Raw genomic sequence first — 20,309 nt, 5'->3', positions numbered from 1 at the left:
GGGCTGGCCATGAATCCATCACGTTCTGAATACGCACCACCCCGGCAAGCCAGCGGTCGTCGTGAAGGGTTGGTGCTGATGCTCGGCAGCAGCCTGACGATCATGGGCGCGGTCATGGTTGCGCCGATCCTGCCCAAGCTTGGCGCCACGTTTGGTCCGCTGGAGCCGCGCGCCGACTTGCTGGTGCCCTTGGCGGTCACCGGGCCGGCGCTGGCGATTGCACTGTGCGCGCCGTTGGCCGGCTGGTTGGCCGACCGGGTCGGGCGCAAGGCGTTGCTGGTTATCGCGACCTTGTTATACGCCGTGCTCGGCGCCTTGCCGGCACTGCTGGATAACTTGCAGGCCATCGTGGGCGTGCGCCTGTTGTTCGGCTGCGCCGAAGCCGCCGTGATGACCTGTTGCGCCACCTTGATTGCCGACTATTGGCACGGTGAGGAACGGCTGCGCTACATCAATCGGCAGGTAGTAACCATCGGCCTGGTGGGCTCGCTGTTCTTTGTGGTGGGCGGCGCGCTGGGCGAGCATTCCTGGCGCCTGCCGTTCCTGCTGTACCTGCTGCCATTGCTGTTGGTGCCGCTGATGATGAAGGTGCTGTGGGAACCGGCTAGCCGCCCGCAGTCCCTCGACGAACCCGAGCCGGGCAGGGTAGCCGTGGTGCCGTTGGTACTGGGTTATCTGCTGACTCTCAGCGGGATGGTCCTGAGTTTTATCGTGCCGATCCAGGCCCCGATTCTGCTGGTCGGCCTGGGAGTGACCTCTAGCACGCTGATCGGGCTGTCGGCGGGCCTGGGTTTGCTCGCGACCCTGGGCGGTTCGCTGGCCTGGCCATTGCTGCGTCGACGCTTCGGCATCGTCGGTTGCAACGCGCTGTTGCTGGCTCTGCTGGGGTTGGGGCTGTGGCTGCTGATGCGCGGGCAAAGCTACATCGCGGTGCTGGTGGCGGTGCTGATTCACGGCCTGGGCGCCGGGCTGCTGGTGCCCAACGTGATGGCGCCGGTGATGAATGCCCTGAGTGCCCGGACGCGCGGGCGCGGCCTGGGCGGGTTCACGGCTTGCCTGTATTTCGGCCAATTTGTCAGCCCACTGGTGGTGGCGCTGCTCAGTGTCTACGCCGGTGACCTGCGCACCTCCATCCAGTGGCTGGCGCTGGCCAGCTTTGCCTCGGCGGCGATCTGGGCGCTGGCAGGCCTGCACGCCCGACGTAAAGGGGCTCCGGGTGCCTTCCGGTCAAGTCATTCGTAACTAAAAGGAGATAAACATGAACATCCAGAATCTGTTGGACAGCGAGGATGCCACCGGCCTGGCCGAGTGGGTCCGCCGTGGCGAAGTGCACCCCGGCGAGTTGCTTGAAGCGGTGATTGACCGGATTGAGTGGGTCGAGCCGCAGCTCAATGCCGTGGCCGAACGGCTGTACACGTCGGCCCGTGAAGCTGCACGCACCGTGCAGCCCGGCCACGGTGTATTCGCGGGCGTACCGACCTTGATCAAAGACTTGTTTTCGCCGGTCAACGGCGCGGCGATGACCAACGGTTCCCAGGCACTGGGAGGGTTTCGCGCAGATTTTGAAGCCGAACTGGTGACCCGTTTGCGCCGTGCCGGTTGCGTGATTGCCGGCACCAGCACCTCGCCCGAATTCGGCACGTCGTACTCCACCGAGTCCACGCGCTTTGGCGCCACACGCAACCCCTGGAACACCGGCCACAGTGCGGGCGGCTCCAGCGGTGGCGCGGCCGCCTTGGTGGCGGCGCGTGTCGTCCCGTTTGCCCATGGCAACGACGGCGGCGGCTCCTTGCGCGTGCCGGCGTCCTGCTGCGGGGTGTTTGGCCTCAAGCCCAGTCGCGGGTTGTTGCCATCAGGGCCGATGGTCGGCGAAGGCTGGGCCGGCATGGGCACGCCCCATGGGATCACCTTGTCGGTACGTGACAGCGCCGCCTTGCTGGATGCAACGGCCGGGATCGACCTCGGCGCACCCTATGCCGCACCGGTGCAGGTGCAGCCCTATGTTTCGGCGTTACAGCGCGACCCAAGGCCGCTGCGCATCGCACTGGTGGAGCAACTCGGGCCTTGGCCCACGTCCAGCGAAGCGCTGGCATCGGTGCAGGAGGCCGCCAGATTGTGCCAATCCCTGGGCCATCGGGTTGAGCCGGTGAAGTTGCCGGTGTCACTGCCGGAATTTCTCGATCAGGTCTTCACCATCATTGGCGCCAGTACCCGTCACTATCTCGACGTGCTGGGACAGATGCGCGGCTTTGCGGTGCAGCCCGAGGAGCTTGAGGCGCGCACCCGGATCATTTTGCGCAGCAAGGGCGATGTCAGCGGGGCCCATTACGCGGGCGCGGTGGAGTGGATTCATGGCTTGGGCCGGCAGTTGGCGATGTTCATGCAGGAATACGACCTGATCCTCACGCCGACCCTGGCCCGTGAGCCGGCACCGATTGGCGAGCTGGATGTGCAGGACGACCGCTTGAGCCTGGATGAACTGATTGAGCAGTTTCACAGCTACTCACCGTTTACCGCGTTGTTCAACGCCAGCGGGCAACCGGCGATGTCGGTGCCGCTGTACTGGAGCGCCGCCGGCCTGCCGATGGGCGCCCACTTCGCGGGCCGTTTTGGCGAGGAAAGTACGCTGTTCGCCCTTGCTGCGCAGTTGGAGCGTGCGCAACCCTGGCGTCGGCGAGTGCCGCCGATCAATGCCTGTCAGCGGTGAGTGCCTGGGACGGTTGGCAATGGGAGGCAGCCGCTCCCACTGCTGACTACCTTGGATCGATCAAGCCCGGATATTCAGGCACACCACCTTGGGTTGGGTCATCTCCTCGTAGGCGAAACGCACGCCCTCACGGCCGAGGCTGCCGTATTTGGAACCGCCAAAGGGCATTGCATCAAAGCGATAGTCGGACGAGTCGTTGATCATCACACCTCCCGCCTCAATCCTGCGGGCAGCGCTCAAGGCCGTCGCCAGGTCGCTCGTAAAGATACCGGCGTGCAGGCTGTAGTCAGGCTCGTTGGCCAGCGCGATGGCCTCATCGAAGGATTCAACCCGTTGCAATACCACCACGGGCGCAAAGACCTCGTTGCGCCAGAGTGCGCTGGCGTGATCGACGTTTTCCAATACGGTGGCGGCGTAACACGAATCCTGTCGTGTGTGCCCGCACAGCAAGGTTGCGCCTTGGGCCAACGCGTCGGCTACCACGCGCTCGGCATTCTGCGCCGCTTGCCGGGTAATCATCGGGCCGATATCGGTGCTGGCAAGCAACGGGTCGCCGACCAACAGGGCCTGGGCCTGGCTGACAAAACGTTCGCGGAACGCTGCATAAACGGACCCATGAACCAGCAGTCGCTGAGTGCCGATGCAATTTTGTCCTGCCGCCCAGAAGGCGCCGGACACGCAACACGCCACTGCGGCCTCAAGGTCGCAGTCGTCCATGACGATTACGGGCGCATTGCCGCCCAAGTCCATTGCCAGTTTCTTCAAGCCTGCGGTGCGGGAGATCTGCTCACCGGTGACAAAGCCTCCGGTGAAGGAAATCATGCGCACGTCACGCGCCGCGACCAGGGCTTTGCCCAGTTCGGCACCACCGGTGGCAACCGTGACCACCGATTCGGGCAAGCCAGCGTCGATCAGGTACGCCACCAGTTTCATGGCTGACAACGGCGCCAATTGCGACGGTTTGAGAATCACCGCGTTGCCGCCGGCGATGGCTGGGCCGAGCTTGTGCGCCACCAGGTTCAAGGGATCGTTGTATGGCGTGATGGCGACGATCAAGCCAAGGGGCTCGCGGGAGAACCAACCCTGGCGAGACTCTGAACCTTCATAGGCATCAAAAGGGATCACCTCGCCGGCATTGCGCCGGGCTTCTTCGGCCGACAGCTTGAGGGTGTTGACGCAGCGCTTGACCTCTTTTTGCGCCTGCTTGAGGGTCTTGCCGGCTTCGTCGACGATCAGTCGGGCAAATGCCGATGCATCGCGTTCGATGTTCAAGGCCGTCTGTTCGAGAATCTGTGCCCTGCGATAACGCGGCAAGCCCGCACTGGCCCGAACGCCCTGGCGCCCCTGTTCCAGCAAGTGCGGAACCTGGGACGCACACACGTCGGCTACGGTGCCGACAAGCGCACCGTCAAAGGGATTGAACACCTGTATTTGTGCTGTCCCAACCGTACGGGCCAAATTCGATACGTTCATGGCTTACTCCCGACCCTGTGCAGCGGATTGATGAAGGCTGATGATGTCCGACAGCAGCGCAAAGGCTGTTTCTGTACGACCGGCACCCGGTCCCGAAACCGTCACCGTGCCAATCAGGTCGCTGCTGAACGACACTGCATTCGTGGCGCCGCCGATGCTGGAGAGCGGATGATCGTTGCCCAACAGGCGCGGTTCGACGCTGGCACTGACCGAGCCATCGGCATGCCGTGTGGCGGCGCCAATGAGTTTCCAGCGTGCATTGTTCTGGCGGGCCTGATCGATGTCCTCAAGGATGAGGGCGCTGATACCGTTGCAGCGCACATCGCTGACGGTGAGTGATGCATCCAGCAGCTCGTTGGCCAGGATCACCACCTTGAGACGTACATCATGGCCTTCGACATCCGCCGTCGGGTCGGCTTCGGCGTACCCCAGGGCCTGCGCCTGCTCGACGGCTTCGGTAAAGCCCAGGCCATTTTCCATGCGGGTCAGGACGAAATTGGAGGTGCCGTTGAGAATGCCTTCGAAGCTGTTGATGCTGCTGCCGGCCAGCAATTGCCTGGCCAGGCGGATCACAGGCGTGCCACTCATCACCGACCCTTCGTATTCAAACGCCACGTGGTTGCGCTGAGCCAGGGCCTTCAACGCCGCGCCGTGCAGGGCAATCGGTCCTTTGTTGGTGGTCACCACGTGCTGGCCGTTTTCCAGGGCCCAGCGACAGAACGTGGTCGCAGGTTCGCCGTCCACCGGGTTGGTGAAGGTCGCTTCGGCAATGATGTCTGCGCCGGAGTCTTTGATCACGGCTTCAGTGCGCGCGACCGCGTCGCCGCCCGGTAGGTTTGCCAGGGCGCCCTTGGTCACCGGCAGCGCGGCCAGTGAGGCGGCATCCAGCCCTTGGCGGTCGATCAGTGAGCCGAGGAAGAGGTCGGTGACACCGACGATTTTCAGGGTAAAACCCAGTGCGTTTTTCCAGTCTTCGTTGCGTTCGGCAATCAACTGGGCCAACGCTCGGTTGACGCCACCGAAGCCCACCAGCGCAATTTTATATTCAGTCATTTTTTTATGCCCTTGATCTGTGTGATGAGTGGTCTGGCATAAGATTAGGGGCGCGGCCATGGCAGTGAAATATGCCAATTTGCTCTATTTCATGGGCGTTTTGACCAAGGGGTAGGTGCTGCGTGGGGAACAAAAAAAGCCAACGATCGTTGGCTTTTTTTTACCGCGAAACCGGTTTAGACAACGGACGATAGAACGAATGACGTCACGGTATTTTCCACCCCCGCCAGGGCCGAGATTTGAGTCCAGACCTGATGCACCCGCTGCGGGCTTGATGCGCCGACGCGCAGCATCAGGTCGAATTCGCCGCTCATGACGTCGCACTGGATCACTTCAGGAATTGCCCGCAAGGCCTGCAAGACATCCTCGCCGCGCATGCGGTCATAGCGATAGACGAAAATCACCGCGTTGATCTGGGATGAGGCTTGGCGCCCGTCGCCGGTCAGTACCGTATAGCCCAGGATTGCACCGTCACGCTCCAGCCGTTCGATCCGTTGGCGCACGGCGTTGCGGGACAGGTTGACCTTGGCCGCCAGCTCAGCGTGGGCGGCCCGGGCATTGAGCCGCAACTCGGCGATGATGCGCTCATCGAGCGGATCCAGAATGCGCTTCATGTGGCCCCCTGTCTCCCGTCGTTCACAGCGTATCGAGCAGTTGATAAAGGAGGCCGGCGTCGTCGGGCGTTATCCGGTAACGCTGCGCGTGTAAGTGCGCTGTCGCCTGGCAGTGTTGCCCCGGCACATTGATGCCCAGTGCGTTGAGCAGCGCAGCGGATTTGGCCGGTGAAGTTTCCCCGAGGGTGACCATTGGCGCGACCAGGCTGCGCCGATAAAGCCTTGCGGCGAGTACTCCGGTGGCCGTGTGGGGGTCAATCAGGTAGCCCGTGTCACGGTAGAGCGAGGCGATTTCGGCCAGGGTTTCTTCATCGCTGACCGCATAGGAGTCGATGATCATCCGGGCCTGCAACCAGCAGTCGTTGGCGATGGTCATCTCGCCGCTGGCTTCGAATTCAGCCATCAGCGCACTGACTGCCGCAGCGTCGTGTCCATACAACTCCCAGAGAAAACGTTCCAGGTTGGAGAAAATCGACAAGTCCATGGCCGGTGACAGGGTCTTGTCAGCGCGCTGGCGGCTGTAATGGTTTTTGAGGAACAACTGATGCAGCGCGTCATTTTTGTTGGTCGCGACGATGATTTGGGTAATCGGCAGGCCCATTTTTTGCGCGATGTAGCCTGCGTAGACTTCGGCGAAGCTCGCCGCCGGCACGCTGAAGCCGACAGATCGTTGACCTGCGCCCAATTGCAGCACGGCGTAGAAATAAAACACGAGCTGCGCCAGCACGTTGACCCAGTTGCTGGAATTGAAGCTGATCGCCTCATGGCGCGGGTTGGGCCAATGCCTGAACAAGCGGTTCGCGAGCTGCTGGCAGTCGTCAAAGCTACCGGCGACTGCGAACGTATGCACATTGGGATGCGCAACCCCTTGCAACTCGTGCAGTTGATGCTGTGCGACCGCGGACTCCGGGTATAGCAGCACCACGTGGGTGTCGTTACTGTGTTTGAACGCATCGATCGCCGCGAGCCCAGTGTCTCCGTTGGTGGCGCCGAGCACCACTGCGCGTCGCGGGTGCTTATGCAGAAAGTACTGCACCAGTTGCGCCTGCAACTGCGCGGCGAAATCCTTCGAGGAGCGGGTCGGACCGTGGAACAGCTCAAGCACCCATTCGTTGCGATCGACCTGATGCAGCGGCGCCACCGCACGGTGCTTGAACTGACTGCTGGCTTCTTTGAGCAGGCGCTTGAGGTCCGCTTCGGGGATGGTCCCGCCAACAAACGGACGTATGATCCGATACGCCAGTTCGTCGTAGGGCAAGGTTGACCAGTTGGCGATATCCTGGGGCTCGAACAGCGGCAGGTCGGTGGGTACGAACAGTCCGCCGTCGTCGGCCAGGCCGGACAACACGACCTTTTCAAAGTCGGCCTGCACGGTCGAACTTCGAGTGCTTATGTAGTGCATGGTTTGGCTCCGGCCATTTATTTGTAGCGATGGGCCTGCTCGACCAGCCAGGTAGAAAACATCATGGCGTCGGGGTGCTGGTCTGCCCCGGAGCCGCGTACCAGGTAGAACGACTCGCTGGCTTCGATGCGCTGGTCGAAGGGCTCGATCAAACGCCCGTCCTGGAGCATCTCGTCAACCATTGAGGAGCGTGCCAGCGCAATCCCTTGCCCAAGTTCGGCCATGCGCAACGTCGAGATCAATGTGTCGAACTGCATGCCACGGGACGAATCGACGTCGTCCGCGCCGACCATCTTCAGCCAGTATCCCCAACCCTCTTCGTAACCCAGCACATGCAACAACGTATGCCGCGCAACGTCGCTCGCCACCGTCAGCGGTGATCGCGCCATCAGGGCGGGTGAGCAGACCGGGAACAAGGTGTCCCAGGTCAGCCGCTGGGACACGAGGCCAGGCCATTGACCATGGCCCCAGCGAATTTCCATATCGTCTTCGCCGTCCAGTTCCTTGATCCAGATATTGCTGATGTAGCGGATATCGACGTGGGGGTGAGCCTGACGAAAGTCCACCAGCTTGGGCGCCAGCCAGTGGACGAAAAACGCCAGGCTGCCGCGCACCTTGATCGGCCGCCGTTTGTGCTGGCCAAAAATCTCGTTGGTGCCCACCGCCAGCCGTGTAATTGCATCCTGCACCACCGGCAGATAAGCCTGGCCTTCTTCGGTCAGCCCCAGTCCACGGGGCAGGCGCTTGAACAGCGCCACGCCCAGATGACTTTCCAGTTGGCGGATCTGCTGGCTGACCGCGCCCTGGGTCAGGCACAGTTCGTCGGCGGCGTGAGTAAAGTTCAGGCTCCGGGCGGACACCTCGAACGCGCGCAGCCAGTTCAACGGAGGGAGCGGCTTTTGCTTCATGGTCTGGACCTTATTGACGCGGTACTCAGCACGCTTGCCCATACCGTCTAGGGGGACGGCTGAACCGTGGTGGCGAGCGACAAGCGTCGTTCGCGGCTGTTACGGGTAATGTAATACACGAAGTAGCACCAGGCGATGAAGGGCAAACCGAAGTACAACGCGACGCGCTGTTCCGGGTCGAACGCGATCCCCACACAAGCAAGGCTGCAGCACACCAGTGCGCCCAAAGGCACCCACGGGTAACCCCGGACCCTGAATTTGAGGTCGCGCACGTCGCCGCCATTGGCCACGAAGTGACGGCGGAATGCAATTTGACTCGCGGCGATGCTCATCCACACCACCACCACCGCCAACCCGGAAATCGACACCAGCGCCAGGTACACCGTGTCGGCGGCAAACACGCTGCTGAGCAGGGATGCGCCGCCACCGACCATGCTCAGTACGATGGCGTTCAATGGGGTGCCCATGCGGGTCAAGTGGGAGAACTGCTTGGGCAGGTGCCCTTGGTCGCTCAGGGTCCAGAGCATCCGTGAGGCGGCGTACAGCCCGGAGTTGGCCGCCGACAACAGCGCGGTGATGATCACGAAGTTCATGATGTCGGCGGAGTAGGGGATACCGATGTAGGTGAACACGGTGACGAAGGGGCTTTCGACCAGACCGGCCTGCTCACGCGGCAGCAACGTCGCCAGCACGAAAATGGTCCCGACGAAAAAGATAGCCAGGCGCAGCACGGTGGTGCGGATGGCCCGTGGCACATTGCGTTGCGGGTCCTTGGTTTCACCGGCGGCGATACCGATCAGTTCGGTGCCTGAAAACGCGAACGACACCGCCAGCAAGGTCATGGCAATCGACATGAAACCGGTGGGGAACAAGCCTTCGCGTGTGAAGTTACCGAGGCCGATACTGTGGGCCTGATCGATATTGAGCAGGCCGAGAATGGCGCCGCCGCCGATGATCAGGAACACCACGACCGTCACCACTTTGATCAGGGACAGCCAGAACTCAGTCTCGGCGAACAAACGGACCGAGACCACGTTGGTAAAAAATACCGCCCCGGCAAACAATGCACTCCAGATCCACACGGGCGTGTCAGGAAACCAGCGCGTCATCAGGATGCCGGCGGCGGTGAACTCCGAACCAATCGCCACCGTCCACGTCAGCCAATACAGCCAGGCCACGGTGTAGCCGGTGCCTGGGCCGAGAAAACGGGTCGCGTACGTGCTGAACGAGCCGGTTTCCGGCATCTGCACTGCGAGCTCGCCGAGGCACATCATCACCATGTACACCATGAGTGCGCCGATGATGTAGGCGATCACCGCACCCAGCGGGCCTGCCTGGTTAACGGTATAGCCGGAGGTTAGAAAGAGTCCGGTGCCAATCACGCCACCCAAGGCCAGCATGACAATGTGGCGCGTCTGCATTTCCTGTTTGAAGCCGGCACGCGTGTTGGTTTTTTCTTCTGTTATGGACATGGTTGTTCTCATGAAAGTAGTGAGGGCAGATAGAAGCGTCGCCACACAGTTTTATTATTATTCCTCTTCATGAAACGCCTCACAGACGGCCCTGTCGTGAGGTTTGAAAGGTCAGTTCACGCCCTCGCTGAAGGCGGGCTGCTGACTTTTTTCATCGCGCAAACCCCTGACAAATGCGAATGCCTGCTTTAAATCGTCGAGCAGATCGTCGGTGTCTTCGATACCCACCGAAACCCGCACTAATCCTTCCGAAATGCCCAGCGCCTGGCGCTCCTCCAGCGTGTTTTCCACATGACTGGTAGTGCGCGCAGGGCCGTAAATGGTTTCCACCGCACCGAGATTGCCCGCACAGTGGGCAAATCGCAGGCGTGGCAGCAGCAGCTTGACCGAGTCCATGCCGCCAACAAGTACGAAGCTGACAATGGCGCCAAAACCGCCCATCTGCGCACACGCCACCGCGTGGTTCGGGTGGTCGGCCAGGCCGGGATAATTGACCGAAGCCACCAGCGGCTCTGTGCAGAGAAATTCTGCCAGGGCACGGGCGCTGTGTTGCTGCTGACGCATGCGCAGCACCAGGGTTTTCATGCCGCGAATGATCATGTAAGCCGAGAGTGGATCAAGGGTGGCACCGTTGATTTCACGGTAATGCCGAACCTTGGCCATCAGGGCTTCACTGCCGCAGACCAGGCCGCCCAATACGTCACCATGACCACTGAGGAATTTGGTCGCGCTGTGAATGACCACATCGACCCCCAGGGCCAAGGGGTTCTGATTGAGTGGTGTGGCAAACGTGTTGTCGGCTACCACTAGCGCGCCCACGCGTTTGGCCGCCGCAACCAGGCGTTGGATATCAAGGATCTTCAGGGTCGGATTGGTCGGCGTTTCCAGGTACACCACCTGACAGCCCCTGGCGATTTCCCGTTCGATCGCCTCGTGATCGAACGTCTCGCACAAGGTCACCTCCACCCCCGTGCGCGGCAGGAACTCCTCGAAAATCTTGTTGGTGCCGCCGTAACTGTCCTTGGTCGACACCACGCGGTCACCCTGGGCCAGGAAGGTATAAAGCACACTGCTGATGGCCGCCATGCCACTGCTGAATGCGACTGCGGATTCGGCTTTCTCCAACTCACCAATCTTGGCTTCGAGGGTCTCGACCGTCGGGTTGCTCATGCGGCTATAGATAAAGCCCGGGGCTTTACCCATGGCGACGTCGTACCAGACGTCGATATCGTCGTAACCATACGCCGCACTGAGCACAATAGGCGCCTGCGTGGCGTTATAGGGATGCCTGACTTGCTCTCCACCCCAGACCGCCCGTGTCCCGGCGCCCGCATTATCAAGCCCTGCGCTGTCAGGTTTTTTGTTCATTGAGACTACTCGCACTGAGGGGTGAACGTTGAGTCGTTCACACAGATAGTGCGGATCAATATAGGGATAAGCGGTGCCCCCGAGAAACGATGTTATCGGTGCCAAAGGGCTGCTTTTTTTAATGGTTGGCGGGGGGATATGCTGGTTTTGTTTTTGCTGAAACCGGGGGGACAAGATCCTGGGCCTGGACCTCAAGTCAGGTGGGCATTTGTCCCATGGCGCTGCGTTCAACTTGTCCAGGCCCTCAACTATGGCGTGCATCCGGTGACGCACAGGGTCGACTGGATCAGGTCGAGCAGATCGCCCGACAGGAACGTCCACGCCTGATCATCCCAGGCGCTTGCCACGGCGCGCGGATGGCCGCACAAGCCCGGCAACTGCTGCTGAACTGCGCGCTGGGCCATTAGATTTTCAGGGCGCTGGCCAGGCGCAACATGGCGGCTTCTATTTCATGCGCGGTCAGGGAGGAGTAGCCCAGCAGCCAGCCTTGTTGCTTCGGTTCGCCCGCGTACAAGCCGCTGAGGCCGGACAGTTGCACGCCGGCAGTAGCCGCCTGGCGGATGGTTTTCTCCTCGGACCATCCGGCTTTCAGCAGGCAGGGGATCTGCAACCCGCCCGGCGGCAATTCGGCGGTGACCACGGTGCTCAGGTACTTGCCGATCGCGTCGTGCATGATCGAGCGGCGTCCGGCATACAGCTTGCGCATGGCCCGCACATGGGCGTTGTAATGACCGTCTTCCATAAAACGCGCCAGGGTCAGTTGCAGTGTTTGCGGTGTGTGGCCGTCCATCATGCTGCGGGCATAGGCAAAGGGCTTCACCAGCTCAGAGGGCAGCACCATGTACCCCATGCGCAGGCCGGGGTAGAGGGTCTTGCTGAAGGTGCCGATGTAGAGCGTGCGCTGATACTTGTCCAGGCCCTGCACGCAGGCCGTGGGTTGCCCGTCGTAATGGAACTCGCTGTCGTAGTCATCCTCGATGATCCACTTGCCTTTTTGCGCCGCCCAATTGATCAACTCAAGTCGCCGCTCCAGGGGCAAGGTCGCGCCGGTGGGGTACTGGTGAGAGGGCGTGACATACACACAGTTGGCGCCGCTGCGGTCGGCATAAAGCATGTCGGTGCGGATGCCGTGTTCATCGACATCAATGGGCATCACCTTGGTTTCGGCAATTTGGAAGGCCTTGCGGGCGCCGTAATAGCCGGGGTTTTCCAGCAGGATCGGCTTGCCGGCGTCCACCAGCAATTGCGCGCACAGGTACAACGCCTGACGTGTGCTGCTCAACACCAGCACCTGGTCGGGTGAGCATTTGGCGCCGCGTTCGAGGTTCAGGTAGGTGGCAATCGCTTTGCGCAGGGGCTCGGCGCCTTGTGGGTCGCCATGCAGCAGCACGCTGGCGCGATAGTCCTTCATGACCTGGCGCTGCAAACGCTCCCACACATCCGTCGGGAAGCTGCGGGTTTCCGGCAGGCCGGTGGCGAATGCCTTGATGACTTGCTGATCGCGCACGCCGCCGGTGTCGAAGATCATCCGCCCGCGCTGGCTGAGTTCGGCGCCCGGTGCGGCGACGCTGCTCCTGGTTTCCTGAGCCTTGAGGCGTCGGCGGCCGGCACCGCGCAATTCGACGCCCACCGTGTCGCAGACGTAACTGCCGGCGCCTTCGCGGCGCACGATAAACCCGTCCCGATGCAGCTGCACATAGGCGTTCTCAACGGTGTCGCGTGCGCACCCCAATGACTTGGACAGCACCCGCGTGGCGGGCAGTTTCAAGCCGGGGCCGAGGGCGCCGTCGAGGATCAGCGCACGTAATGCACGTTGGATCCGCTGGTGCAGATCCAGCAGCTGAAACTCGGCGTCGTTGAGGCGCATCTTCAGGGTTTCAAGCTCGAAGGTCTTTGCCATGTGGTCTGCTCTCATTCCATGAAATGGCAGGTAGTGGCAGGCCAGTTTATCCGTAGACTCTGGCCCTCGCCATCCCACGGTTTCAACGCCGTTTCAGTGCCGGCGTTCGAGGCGTTATGGGGGTTCATGAGCGCGTTTGCGCGAGAGCATGCTTGACGGACCACGCCAAGTGGTCTGGTCGGCTGCGCTAAAGCGTAGGGGTTAAACCTGCCATTCAAACGCTATAAATGACCGCTTAACAGCGACCGGATGGATACATCGTCCAGCAAGGAGCCAAGACCTATGTCATCTACTCAATCCCCCTCGTCCGTGCATCTGCGGGACCTGCTGCACCCGGTGGTTGCCGGGTTGATTTCAGTGATCGTCAATTACGGCGGCACGTTCATCCTGGTGTTTCAGGCCGCCAAGGTTGCCGGGCTCAGCCCTGAGTTGACGGCGTCGTGGGTTTGGTCTGTGTCGATCGGGGTAGGGGTGACCGGGATGTTTCTCAGTGGGGTGAGCCGCGAGCCGATCATCACCGCCTGGTCGACGCCTGCGGCGGCGTTTTTGATCGTCGCCCTGGGGACCACGCCCTACGCCGAGGCCATCGGCGCCTACATGATTTCGGCGGCAGCGTTCGTGCTGTTGGGCGTGTCCGGTTACTTTGAGAAAGCCGTGCGGCTGATCCCGCCAGGTGTGGCAGCGGGCTTGTTGGGCGGCATTCTGCTGCAGTTCGGCATCGGTGCGTTCGCCAGCATGAGCGTCGACCCGCTATTGGTCGGCGTGTTGATCGGCGCCTACATCCTGTTCAAGCGCTTGAGTGCGCGCTACGCAGTGGTCGGCATTCTGGTGCTGGGGCTTGGCTTTTTGCTGATGCAGGAGCGCGTGGACTTCACGGGATTGGCGCTGGAGTTCGCGACTCCGGTGTTCACACGCCCCGAGTTCTCGGTCAATGCGTTGTTGAGCGTCGCGCTGCCGCTGTTTCTGATCACCCTCACGGGGCAGTACATGCCGGGCATGCTGGTGCTGCGCAGTGACGGCTTCAACACCAGTGCCAACCCGATCCTCAGCGTGACCGGGCTAGGTTCTCTGCTGATGGCGCCGTTCGGTTCCCATGCCTTCAACATCGCCGCCATCACGGCCGCCATCTGCACGGGCAAGGAAGCCTCCGAAGACCCGTCCAAGCGCTGGGTCGCAGGCGTTGCCGCGGGCATCTTCTACATCCTGGTGGGGATCTTCGGCGTGACCCTGGCCGCGGTGTTCATGGCCTTCCCGGCGACCTTCATCACCACCCTGGCCGGGCTGGCGCTGTTGGGCACACTCGGCGCGAGCCTGGCCAATGCCATGGCGGACGTGAAATCCCGGGAAGCGTCGCTGATCACCTTTCTGGCCTGCGCGGCCAATATCACCGTGCTGGGCATCGGCGGCGCGTTCTGGGGCCTGGTCATCGGCCTGGCAGCCTACGCCGTGCTCAATAGGCAGTTGCCGCGCCGTGAAAGGACGGCGACCCCACAGGCCGAAACGGTTGCGACAACGTCTGCTGATCACCGTCAGACGGGCCACCACCGTGCGCCTGATGCCGCCGCTGACCTGCAATGACGCACAGATCGACGACATCGCCGTACGCATCACGCGCCTGCTGTCACCGACCGTTTGAATTCTTGACCAAGGACACTTTGCACATGTACGACTCGACGCTGACCCTGAACGCTTTCGACCCTGAGCTGTATGAATCCATTCAGAACGAAGAACATCGTCAGGAAGACCATATCGAGCTGATAGCCTCGGAAAACTATGCCAGCCCGCTGGTGATGAAAACCCAGAGCTCGGTGCTCACCAACAAGTACGCCGAAGGCTACCCCGGCAAGCGCTATTACAGCGGCTGCGAGTGCGTCGACGTCGCCGAGCGGCTGGCCATCAAGCGGGTCAAGGCGCTGTTCAACTGCGACTACGCCAACGTGCAACCCCATGCGGGCGCCCAGGCCAACGCGGCGGTCTTCCTCGCACTGATCAACCCCGGCGATACGGTGATGGGCATGAACCTGGCCCAGGGCGGTCATTTGACCCACGGCAACCCCGCCAATTTCTCGGGGCGTCACTACACCATCGTGCCTTACGGACTGAACCCGGAAACCGGCTTTCTCGACTATGACGAGATGGAGCGAATCGCGCTGCAAGCGCGCCCCAAAATGTTGATCGGTGGTTTTTCCGCGTATTCGCGCTACAAGGACTGGGCACGCATGCGCAGCATTGCCGACAAGGTCGGGGCGATTTTCTGGGTCGATATGGCCCATGTCGCCGGGCTGGTCGCTGCGGGCGAATACCCGGACCCACTTCCCCATGCGCATGTGGTCACCAGCACCACGCACAAAACCCTGCGCGGGCCACGGGGCGGTTTGATTTTGTCCAAAGGTCAGGATGAAGCCTTCTACAAAAAGCTCGACTCCGCGGTGTTTCCCGGCGTGCAGGGCGGCCCGCTGATGCACCAGATCGCGGCCAAGGCCGTGGCATTCAAGGAGGCGCTTACGCCGGAGTTCAGCGTCTACCAGACCCGCGTGGTGATCAACGCCAGGGCCATGGCCGGAGTGTTGCAACAGCGCGGGTACAAAATCGTGTCGGGCGGCACCGACAACCACATGATGCTGATCGACCTGTCCGACAAACCCTACACCGGCAAGGACGCCGACGCGGCGCTGAGCCGTGCCTACATCACCACCAACAAAAACTCGGTGCCCAATGACCCGCGCTCACCGTTTGTGACCTCCGGCCTTCGCATCGGCACCCCGGCGGTGACCACCCGCGGGTTTGACGTGGAGACTTGCAAGCAAGTGGCTGGCTGGTTGTGCGACGTGCTGGACGCACTGGAAAACGGCGACAGCGACAAGGTCGGGCGGCGTGTGCGCGAACACGTGGTCGCGCTGTGCCGTCGTTTTCCGGTCTATCGCTGAGTCAGTAAGGGGGAGGGTGTCCGCGTGTTTTCAGCGGGCGCGATCACCCATGTGAACGCTGGATTTTTAGTGAATTCAGCGCCGCTCAATGTGGCGCCATGCATTAAAACTCGGTGATGACGGTGACGCCCGCCGTCTCAAACCGGTCCATATGGATCAATGCGTCGATCGACTGCTCCAGGCTGATGGTCTTGCCCACGAGTTTTTCAGGCGCCAGCTTGCCGGAGGTGATCATTTCGATCATGGCGTCATAGCGGTGCGCTTGCATGCCGTGGCTCCCGTAGATCTCAAGTTCGTGGGCGATGACCTTGCTCATGGGGATTGCCGGCGTGGCGTGATCAGCGAGCATCAGCCCCACCTGAACGTGCTTGCCGCGACGGCGCAGGTTGTTGATGGAGTTGAAGCAGGTGGTTGGGTGGCCCAATGCGTCCAGCGATACGTGGGCACCGCCCTGAGTGATTTCCAGCACGGCTTCGGCGACGTCCGCCACGCACTGGGCATTGATCGTGGCGACAGCGCCGAGCGCGCGTGCCAGGTCGAGTTTGTCCTGGGAAATATCGATGGCGATCACGTTCGCGCCAATGGCTTGGGCGATCATCACGGCAGACAGGCCTACGCCTCCGCAACCGTGAACCGCGACCCATTGACCGGCACTGACTTTTCCTTGGTCAACGACTGCGCGGAACGAGGTGGCGAACCGACAACCCAGGCTTGCAGCGGTAGCGAAATCCATGCTCTCAGGCAGCGCGACCAGGTTCAGATCGGCCTGATGGATACCGACGTATTCGGCAAAAGAACCCCAATGAGTAAAGCCTGGCTGGAACTGCGTGTGGCATACCTGCTGATTGCCGCTATTGCACTCGGCGCAGGCACCACACCCGCCCACGAACGGCACGGTCACACGGTCGCCGACCTTCCATTGCGTGACGTCGTTGCCCACCTCGGCCACGATGCCCGCCAGCTCATGACCCGGTACATGGGGCAGCTCAATGTCGGGGTCATGACCTTTCCAACCATGCCAGTCGCTGCGACATACCCCTGTGCCAAGCACCTGGATAACCACACCATGACGTTCCGGGGACGGGTCTGCCACGTTCATCAGGCGCGGCGGCTTGGAAAAGGCTTCGTAGACGACTGCTTTCATTCAAATGACCTATGTTTGGATGGGCGATGTGACGTTGAAGTGTCACGATCCAGGCATTTCCATTATGGATGAACCCCTTGAAATTACCCTTCAAGTTGCAATTGACGTCACCCGGAAATTGAAATTAACCTTCATTTTTAAGTCTTAATTTGAGGAGTTATTTCATGCTTGAGCAGCTTGATAAGGCGGACATTGCAATATCGGAACGTTTGCAGCGCGACGGCAAGCTGTCGAACGTCAAGCTGGCTGAGCAGCTGTCCCTCAGCGAAGCGTCCTGCTGGCGCAAGCAACGCCGGCTTGAAGAGTGCGGGGTTATCGAGGGATACCAAGCCATTCTCAATCGAAAGAAACTAGGGCTGGGCCTGAAGGCGTTTGTCCAGATCTCTTGCACCGATCACAGCGAAGAAGCCACGGCAACGTTTGAAAAGATTATTCAGGCGGCACCTCAGGTTTTGAGTTGCCATAACACAACAGGCGAGGCGGACTTTCTACTTGAGGTGGTTGCACGGGACTTGGACAGCTACAGCCGCTTTGTCGAAAAAGTACTCAGGAAGCTTCCTGGCGTTTCGAGTATTCGCTCGAACCTGTCCCTGCGAGAAATGAAGACTACCAATCGACTGCCCGTAGCCGAGCTCTTGAGTATCTAAGCGCTGCCCTGACAGGCGCGAAGACAATGCTGCAGATGGCCGACAGACTGACAGCCTACTCAACTAAACTGCACCAGAGCTGCTCCTGACAGCGCCTGGTGAGACGTCATGATTGCCCATACCCCCACGCTTTTTGCCTGCGTCGCCTTAGTGGCGACGATCATGGCGTTTTGTCTGATATTGGTCGGCCAGTTCAACCAGCGCGACGGCTTGCTGACCATTGGCTTTGGTTTGGCGGCACATGCCCTGGCTTACATTGGATACACCTTGTTCGGCCACGCCCCGTTGTGGTTGACCTATGGGGCTGCCAACACATTGCTGGCGGTGGCGCTGGCTTTTTATGGGGCCAGCATCTTTCGGATCGTTGAGTTGCGCGTCTCCTGGTGGCGGATATTTGCGCCTGCTGCCTTGATGCTTGCCTTGATGGCAAGCCTGATCGACACCTTGGAACCGCGCATGCTCGCCGCCACGCTGGTGTTGATGGTGCAATGCGCCTTGATCATCTATTGGACGCGCCGCTACATACCCGCTCAGGGGCGCGCGCGCATGTTGTTGATCATCGGATCAAGTATCAGCCTGATCGGCCTTGGCATGCGGGTGGTCGCCATCATCGGCGGGGGAGCCGCCGAGATGCGCTATGACGTCAGCAACCTCAAGCAAACCATCTCCGTCAGTATCGGCACGTTCACCGCGATGATGATCTCTCTCGGACTGGTGCTGCTGGCCAAAGAACGCAGCGAGTCGTTATTCCAGCGCCTGGCGTTACGCGACGTGCTGACCGGTATTCTCAATCGCAGAGCCGTGCTGGAACAGTTTTCCAAAGAGTTGGAGCGCGCGCGCCGAGACGCTGCCTACCTGGCCGTGGCGATGGTCGACATCGACCATTTCAAGCAGATCAATGATGTGTATGGACACCTGGCGGGCGATGAGGTGATTTGCCATTGCGTCAATCATCTCACCCAGCGAATTCGTGAGTCCGACAGTATTGGTCGCTATGGGGGTGAGGAATTCCTGGTGTTACTTCCCCGCACCAGCCCCGAAGACGCGGTGAAGGTTCTGGACGAATTGCGCGCATCGGTCGCTGATTCACCGGCTCGGTTTGGCGAGGCAGCCATCTCGGCGCGCATCAGTATCGGAGTCTGCTGCGTGGTGCCAAACCCGGATGACACCACGGCCAGCCTGCTTGCGCGGGCAGATGCCGCTCTGTATGAAGCCAAGGGCCTGGGGCGCAATACCTTGTGTTTGGCAGCGCCGCAGGTGCATCGCGGTGAAACTGCCGCCATGGATATCATTGAGTATTGAACGGCAGGCCAAGGCGGAAATGATCAGATGAACAGCGTGCCTGAGGGAGCCTGGAGACTGTCCGGATCGCCGGACATCACCTGCATTCGCACGTATGAGCGCTGCCTATATTTGGCTGTGGTGCTGGATCTGTTTTCTCGTTAAGTCGTTGGCTGGTCAATGACGTCGCAGATGACCAGCGATTTGGTCATTGATGGGTTACTGATGGCGGTTTGGAGACGTAAAGCGAAGCAGGAGGTAGCTTTGAGGCGCCGCCCTTAATGAAAACACGGCTGCGACTACTTTAGCGTCGTCGACTTCTGCGGCTTATGCAAGTTGAGCCAATATGCAAAGCTTGATGATCCATGGCTTATTTCTGATATTGCCGATATCACTCCAAGTTTAATGCAGCCCGCATTCTGTCGAGAAAAATAGCCTCGGCTTCAGTGTGTACTTGATGGGGGCTCCACATCATTACAATCAAGACCTCACAAACGCTCGTTTCTGGTAGGAGCTTTCGCAGAAGCCCTCGCTCCTCATACTCCCTACCTAGGTGCTCGGGGAGAGAACCTATCCCTATCCCCGCCAGTACAAGCCGCAACATCTCTGCCGTATTCGCTGATGAGGCAGATATCTGCTGGTGTATATAATGACTGCCATAGTGCTCAGACAACTTAGATAGGGTGCCTCCCAAGGACTCCCCTGAAAAACTGACCAGTTTTGTGGCTTTGATTTGATTAAGTGTCACCGACTCTTCGTTGAAAAGTGGGTGATAGTTACTGCAGTAGAAGAATGTCTCCTCGCGGGTAAGTATGGATTGTTTTATGTCAACCTCCCCGGGCTGACTGATTCCAATGCCAAACGGAACTACGTTGCGTTGTATTGCGCTGATTATTTCCTGAGTGGTTGCAACTTCAATGTTGAATGTGACCTCTGGAAAGTCCGAATGCATTTCTCGTAAAACTTTGTCGTACAGTGGGGAATTTACACCGCTGACCGTGAGTATGCGTATGGCGCCTTTAATGTTGCCTCGTTTTTCATTCAGGACTGCATCAACTTCCTGAATATTTTTTCTGGCCGCTAGAGCGATCTTTAAAAGCGAAATTCCTACTTCGGTAATTTCAAATCTGTGACTATCCCTCTCGATCAACGTAGCTCCAAGCTGTTCCTCCAGGCGTTTGATCGCCTGACTCACGGCGGGCTGAGACAAATTTAGCCGTGCTGCTCCCTTGCTTATGCTTTTCTCGATCGCCACGACACAAAATGTTTTCAGCAGATTCCAGTCCATTCGTTCGCTCACAGAACGCAATTCGCCGGAATTTATCGCGGTGGTCGGTCGGAAACCCATGAAATAGTACTCGTATTGGTTTGCCCAATACCCAATATAACAAAATGCGAATAGGCACTGAAAAG

At 60.2% G+C, this 20,309-nt stretch carries 17 protein-coding genes and 1 pseudogene; 8 read left to right on the top strand and 10 right to left on the bottom strand.

The annotated features are described in order from the left end of the window. The first annotated feature begins 9 nt into the window (after positions 1 to 9). Positions 10 to 1,242, top strand: a complete 1,233-nt coding sequence (locus CKW32_RS10525; RefSeq protein ID WP_095184842.1) for an MFS transporter — start codon at positions 10 to 12, stop codon at positions 1,240 to 1,242. A gap of 16 nt (positions 1,243 to 1,258) precedes the next feature. Next, positions 1,259 to 2,707 carry an amidase gene (locus tag CKW32_RS10520; RefSeq protein WP_095184841.1) on the top strand — a complete coding sequence of 483 codons (1,449 nt, stop codon included), beginning with the start codon at positions 1,259 to 1,261 and terminating at the stop codon, positions 2,705 to 2,707. 60 nt (positions 2,708 to 2,767) lie between these two features. Here CKW32_RS10520 and CKW32_RS10515 read toward each other — a convergent pair whose 3' ends face one another. From CKW32_RS10515 to CKW32_RS10485, 7 genes are all read right to left on the bottom strand, one after another. Next, a complete protein-coding gene (locus CKW32_RS10515) occupies positions 2,768 to 4,180 on the bottom strand; it encodes an aldehyde dehydrogenase family protein (protein WP_095184840.1) in 1,413 nt (470 codons plus the stop codon). A 3-nt stretch (positions 4,181 to 4,183) separates the two neighbouring features. Further along, the gene (locus CKW32_RS10510) at positions 4,184 to 5,233 is read right to left on the bottom strand and encodes a homoserine dehydrogenase (RefSeq protein ID WP_095184839.1); all 1,050 of its coding nucleotides are present in this window, start codon (positions 5,231 to 5,233) and stop codon (positions 4,184 to 4,186) included. Positions 5,234 to 5,409: 176 nt separating this feature from the next. Beyond that, positions 5,410 to 5,847, bottom strand: coding sequence for an Lrp/AsnC family transcriptional regulator (locus tag CKW32_RS10505; protein ID WP_032891403.1), 438 nt, complete (start codon positions 5,845 to 5,847; stop codon positions 5,410 to 5,412). 22 nt (positions 5,848 to 5,869) lie between these two features. After that, the gene (gene thrC, locus CKW32_RS10500) at positions 5,870 to 7,249 is read right to left on the bottom strand and encodes a threonine synthase (RefSeq protein ID WP_095184838.1); all 1,380 of its coding nucleotides are present in this window, start codon (positions 7,247 to 7,249) and stop codon (positions 5,870 to 5,872) included. A gap of 17 nt (positions 7,250 to 7,266) precedes the next feature. Further along, positions 7,267 to 8,157: a LysR substrate-binding domain-containing protein gene (locus tag CKW32_RS10495; protein WP_032891405.1), complete on the bottom strand. Its 891-nt coding sequence runs from the start codon at positions 8,155 to 8,157 to the stop codon at positions 7,267 to 7,269. Positions 8,158 to 8,204: 47 nt separating this feature from the next. After that, the gene (locus CKW32_RS10490) at positions 8,205 to 9,629 is read right to left on the bottom strand and encodes an amino acid permease (RefSeq protein ID WP_095184837.1); all 1,425 of its coding nucleotides are present in this window, start codon (positions 9,627 to 9,629) and stop codon (positions 8,205 to 8,207) included. A gap of 111 nt (positions 9,630 to 9,740) precedes the next feature. Further along, entirely contained in the window at positions 9,741 to 10,997 is a 1,257-nt protein-coding gene (locus CKW32_RS10485; protein ID WP_095184836.1) for a cystathionine gamma-synthase family protein, read from the bottom strand. Positions 10,998 to 11,212: 215 nt separating this feature from the next. On the opposite strand from CKW32_RS10485, the gene CKW32_RS28520 reads away from it, so the two are divergent. Continuing rightward, on the top strand, positions 11,213 to 11,404 hold the full coding sequence (locus CKW32_RS28520; protein ID WP_256585290.1) for a hypothetical protein: 192 nt from the start codon (positions 11,213 to 11,215) through the stop codon (positions 11,402 to 11,404). On the opposite strand, the gene CKW32_RS10475 is transcribed toward CKW32_RS28520, so the two are convergent. Beyond that, a complete protein-coding gene (locus tag CKW32_RS10475) occupies positions 11,401 to 12,897 on the bottom strand; it encodes a PLP-dependent aminotransferase family protein (RefSeq protein WP_095184835.1) in 1,497 nt (498 codons plus the stop codon). The two genes, CKW32_RS28520 and CKW32_RS10475, sit on opposite strands and share 4 nt — an antisense overlap. 282 nt (positions 12,898 to 13,179) lie before the next feature. On the opposite strand from CKW32_RS10475, the gene CKW32_RS10470 reads away from it, so the two are divergent. Together CKW32_RS10470 and glyA are read left to right on the top strand one after the other, a co-directional pair. Next, a complete protein-coding gene (locus tag CKW32_RS10470; RefSeq protein ID WP_256585289.1) occupies positions 13,180 to 14,475 on the top strand; it encodes a benzoate/H(+) symporter BenE family transporter in 1,296 nt (431 codons plus the stop codon). Positions 14,476 to 14,558: 83 nt separating this feature from the next. Next, positions 14,559 to 15,824, top strand: coding sequence for a serine hydroxymethyltransferase (gene glyA / locus CKW32_RS10460; protein ID WP_095184834.1), 1,266 nt, complete (start codon positions 14,559 to 14,561; stop codon positions 15,822 to 15,824). A gap of 103 nt (positions 15,825 to 15,927) precedes the next feature. On the opposite strand, the gene CKW32_RS10455 is transcribed toward glyA, so the two are convergent. Continuing rightward, on the bottom strand, positions 15,928 to 16,968 hold the full coding sequence (locus tag CKW32_RS10455) for a zinc-dependent alcohol dehydrogenase family protein (RefSeq protein WP_032891411.1): 1,041 nt from the start codon (positions 16,966 to 16,968) through the stop codon (positions 15,928 to 15,930). Between the two features lie 164 nt (positions 16,969 to 17,132). Here CKW32_RS10455 and CKW32_RS10450 point away from each other — a divergent pair, with 164 nt between their 5' ends. The 3 genes and pseudogenes from CKW32_RS10450 to CKW32_RS28395 form a co-directional block, all read left to right on the top strand. After that, positions 17,133 to 17,615 (top strand): Lrp/AsnC family transcriptional regulator, encoded by a 483-nt coding sequence (locus CKW32_RS10450; protein WP_032891412.1) that lies wholly within the window; start codon positions 17,133 to 17,135, stop codon positions 17,613 to 17,615. A gap of 108 nt (positions 17,616 to 17,723) precedes the next feature. Further along, positions 17,724 to 18,917, top strand: a complete 1,194-nt coding sequence (locus CKW32_RS10445) for a GGDEF domain-containing protein (RefSeq protein ID WP_095184833.1) — start codon at positions 17,724 to 17,726, stop codon at positions 18,915 to 18,917. A gap of 72 nt (positions 18,918 to 18,989) precedes the next feature. Continuing rightward, positions 18,990 to 19,157 (top strand): annotated as a pseudogene (locus CKW32_RS28395) (DDE-type integrase/transposase/recombinase); the annotation flags it as partial. Positions 19,158 to 19,287: 130 nt separating this feature from the next. Here the strand turns inward: CKW32_RS28395 and CKW32_RS10435 are convergent. Further along, a complete protein-coding gene (locus tag CKW32_RS10435; RefSeq protein ID WP_095185027.1) occupies positions 19,288 to 20,184 on the bottom strand; it encodes a LysR family transcriptional regulator in 897 nt (298 codons plus the stop codon). Positions 20,185 to 20,309 lie beyond the last annotated feature (125 nt).

The organism is Pseudomonas sp. Irchel 3H9, assembly GCF_900187495.1.
In the GTDB taxonomy this organism is placed as follows: domain Bacteria; phylum Pseudomonadota; class Gammaproteobacteria; order Pseudomonadales; family Pseudomonadaceae; genus Aquipseudomonas; species Aquipseudomonas sivasensis.
This window is presented reverse-complemented; position numbering and strand designations above follow the sequence as displayed.

What these genes read in the sequence shown, in the direction of transcription:
- CKW32_RS10525 (WP_095184842.1), top strand. Translation starts at nt 10, where the DNA reads ATGAATCCATCACGTTCTGAATACGCACCACCCCGGCAAGCCAGCGGT.
- CKW32_RS10520 (WP_095184841.1), top strand. Translation starts at nt 1,259, where the DNA reads ATGAACATCCAGAATCTGTTGGACAGCGAGGATGCCACCGGCCTGGCC.
- CKW32_RS10515 (WP_095184840.1), bottom strand. Translation starts at nt 4,180, where the DNA reads ATGAACGTATCGAATTTGGCCCGTACGGTTGGGACAGCACAAATACAG.
- CKW32_RS10510 (WP_095184839.1), bottom strand. Translation starts at nt 5,233, where the DNA reads ATGACTGAATATAAAATTGCGCTGGTGGGCTTCGGTGGCGTCAACCGA.
- CKW32_RS10505 (WP_032891403.1), bottom strand. Translation starts at nt 5,847, where the DNA reads ATGAAGCGCATTCTGGATCCGCTCGATGAGCGCATCATCGCCGAGTTG.
- thrC (WP_095184838.1), bottom strand. Translation starts at nt 7,249, where the DNA reads ATGCACTACATAAGCACTCGAAGTTCGACCGTGCAGGCCGACTTTGAA.
- CKW32_RS10495 (WP_032891405.1), bottom strand. Translation starts at nt 8,157, where the DNA reads ATGAAGCAAAAGCCGCTCCCTCCGTTGAACTGGCTGCGCGCGTTCGAG.
- CKW32_RS10490 (WP_095184837.1), bottom strand. Translation starts at nt 9,629, where the DNA reads ATGTCCATAACAGAAGAAAAAACCAACACGCGTGCCGGCTTCAAACAG.
- CKW32_RS10485 (WP_095184836.1), bottom strand. Translation starts at nt 10,997, where the DNA reads ATGAACAAAAAACCTGACAGCGCAGGGCTTGATAATGCGGGCGCCGGG.
- CKW32_RS28520 (WP_256585290.1), top strand. Translation starts at nt 11,213, where the DNA reads ATGGCGCTGCGTTCAACTTGTCCAGGCCCTCAACTATGGCGTGCATCC.
- CKW32_RS10475 (WP_095184835.1), bottom strand. Translation starts at nt 12,897, where the DNA reads ATGGCAAAGACCTTCGAGCTTGAAACCCTGAAGATGCGCCTCAACGAC.
- CKW32_RS10470 (WP_256585289.1), top strand. Translation starts at nt 13,180, where the DNA reads ATGTCATCTACTCAATCCCCCTCGTCCGTGCATCTGCGGGACCTGCTG.
- glyA (WP_095184834.1), top strand. Translation starts at nt 14,559, where the DNA reads ATGTACGACTCGACGCTGACCCTGAACGCTTTCGACCCTGAGCTGTAT.
- CKW32_RS10455 (WP_032891411.1), bottom strand. Translation starts at nt 16,968, where the DNA reads ATGAAAGCAGTCGTCTACGAAGCCTTTTCCAAGCCGCCGCGCCTGATG.
- CKW32_RS10450 (WP_032891412.1), top strand. Translation starts at nt 17,133, where the DNA reads ATGCTTGAGCAGCTTGATAAGGCGGACATTGCAATATCGGAACGTTTG.
- CKW32_RS10445 (WP_095184833.1), top strand. Translation starts at nt 17,724, where the DNA reads ATGATTGCCCATACCCCCACGCTTTTTGCCTGCGTCGCCTTAGTGGCG.
- CKW32_RS10435 (WP_095185027.1), bottom strand. Translation starts at nt 20,184, where the DNA reads ATGGACTGGAATCTGCTGAAAACATTTTGTGTCGTGGCGATCGAGAAA.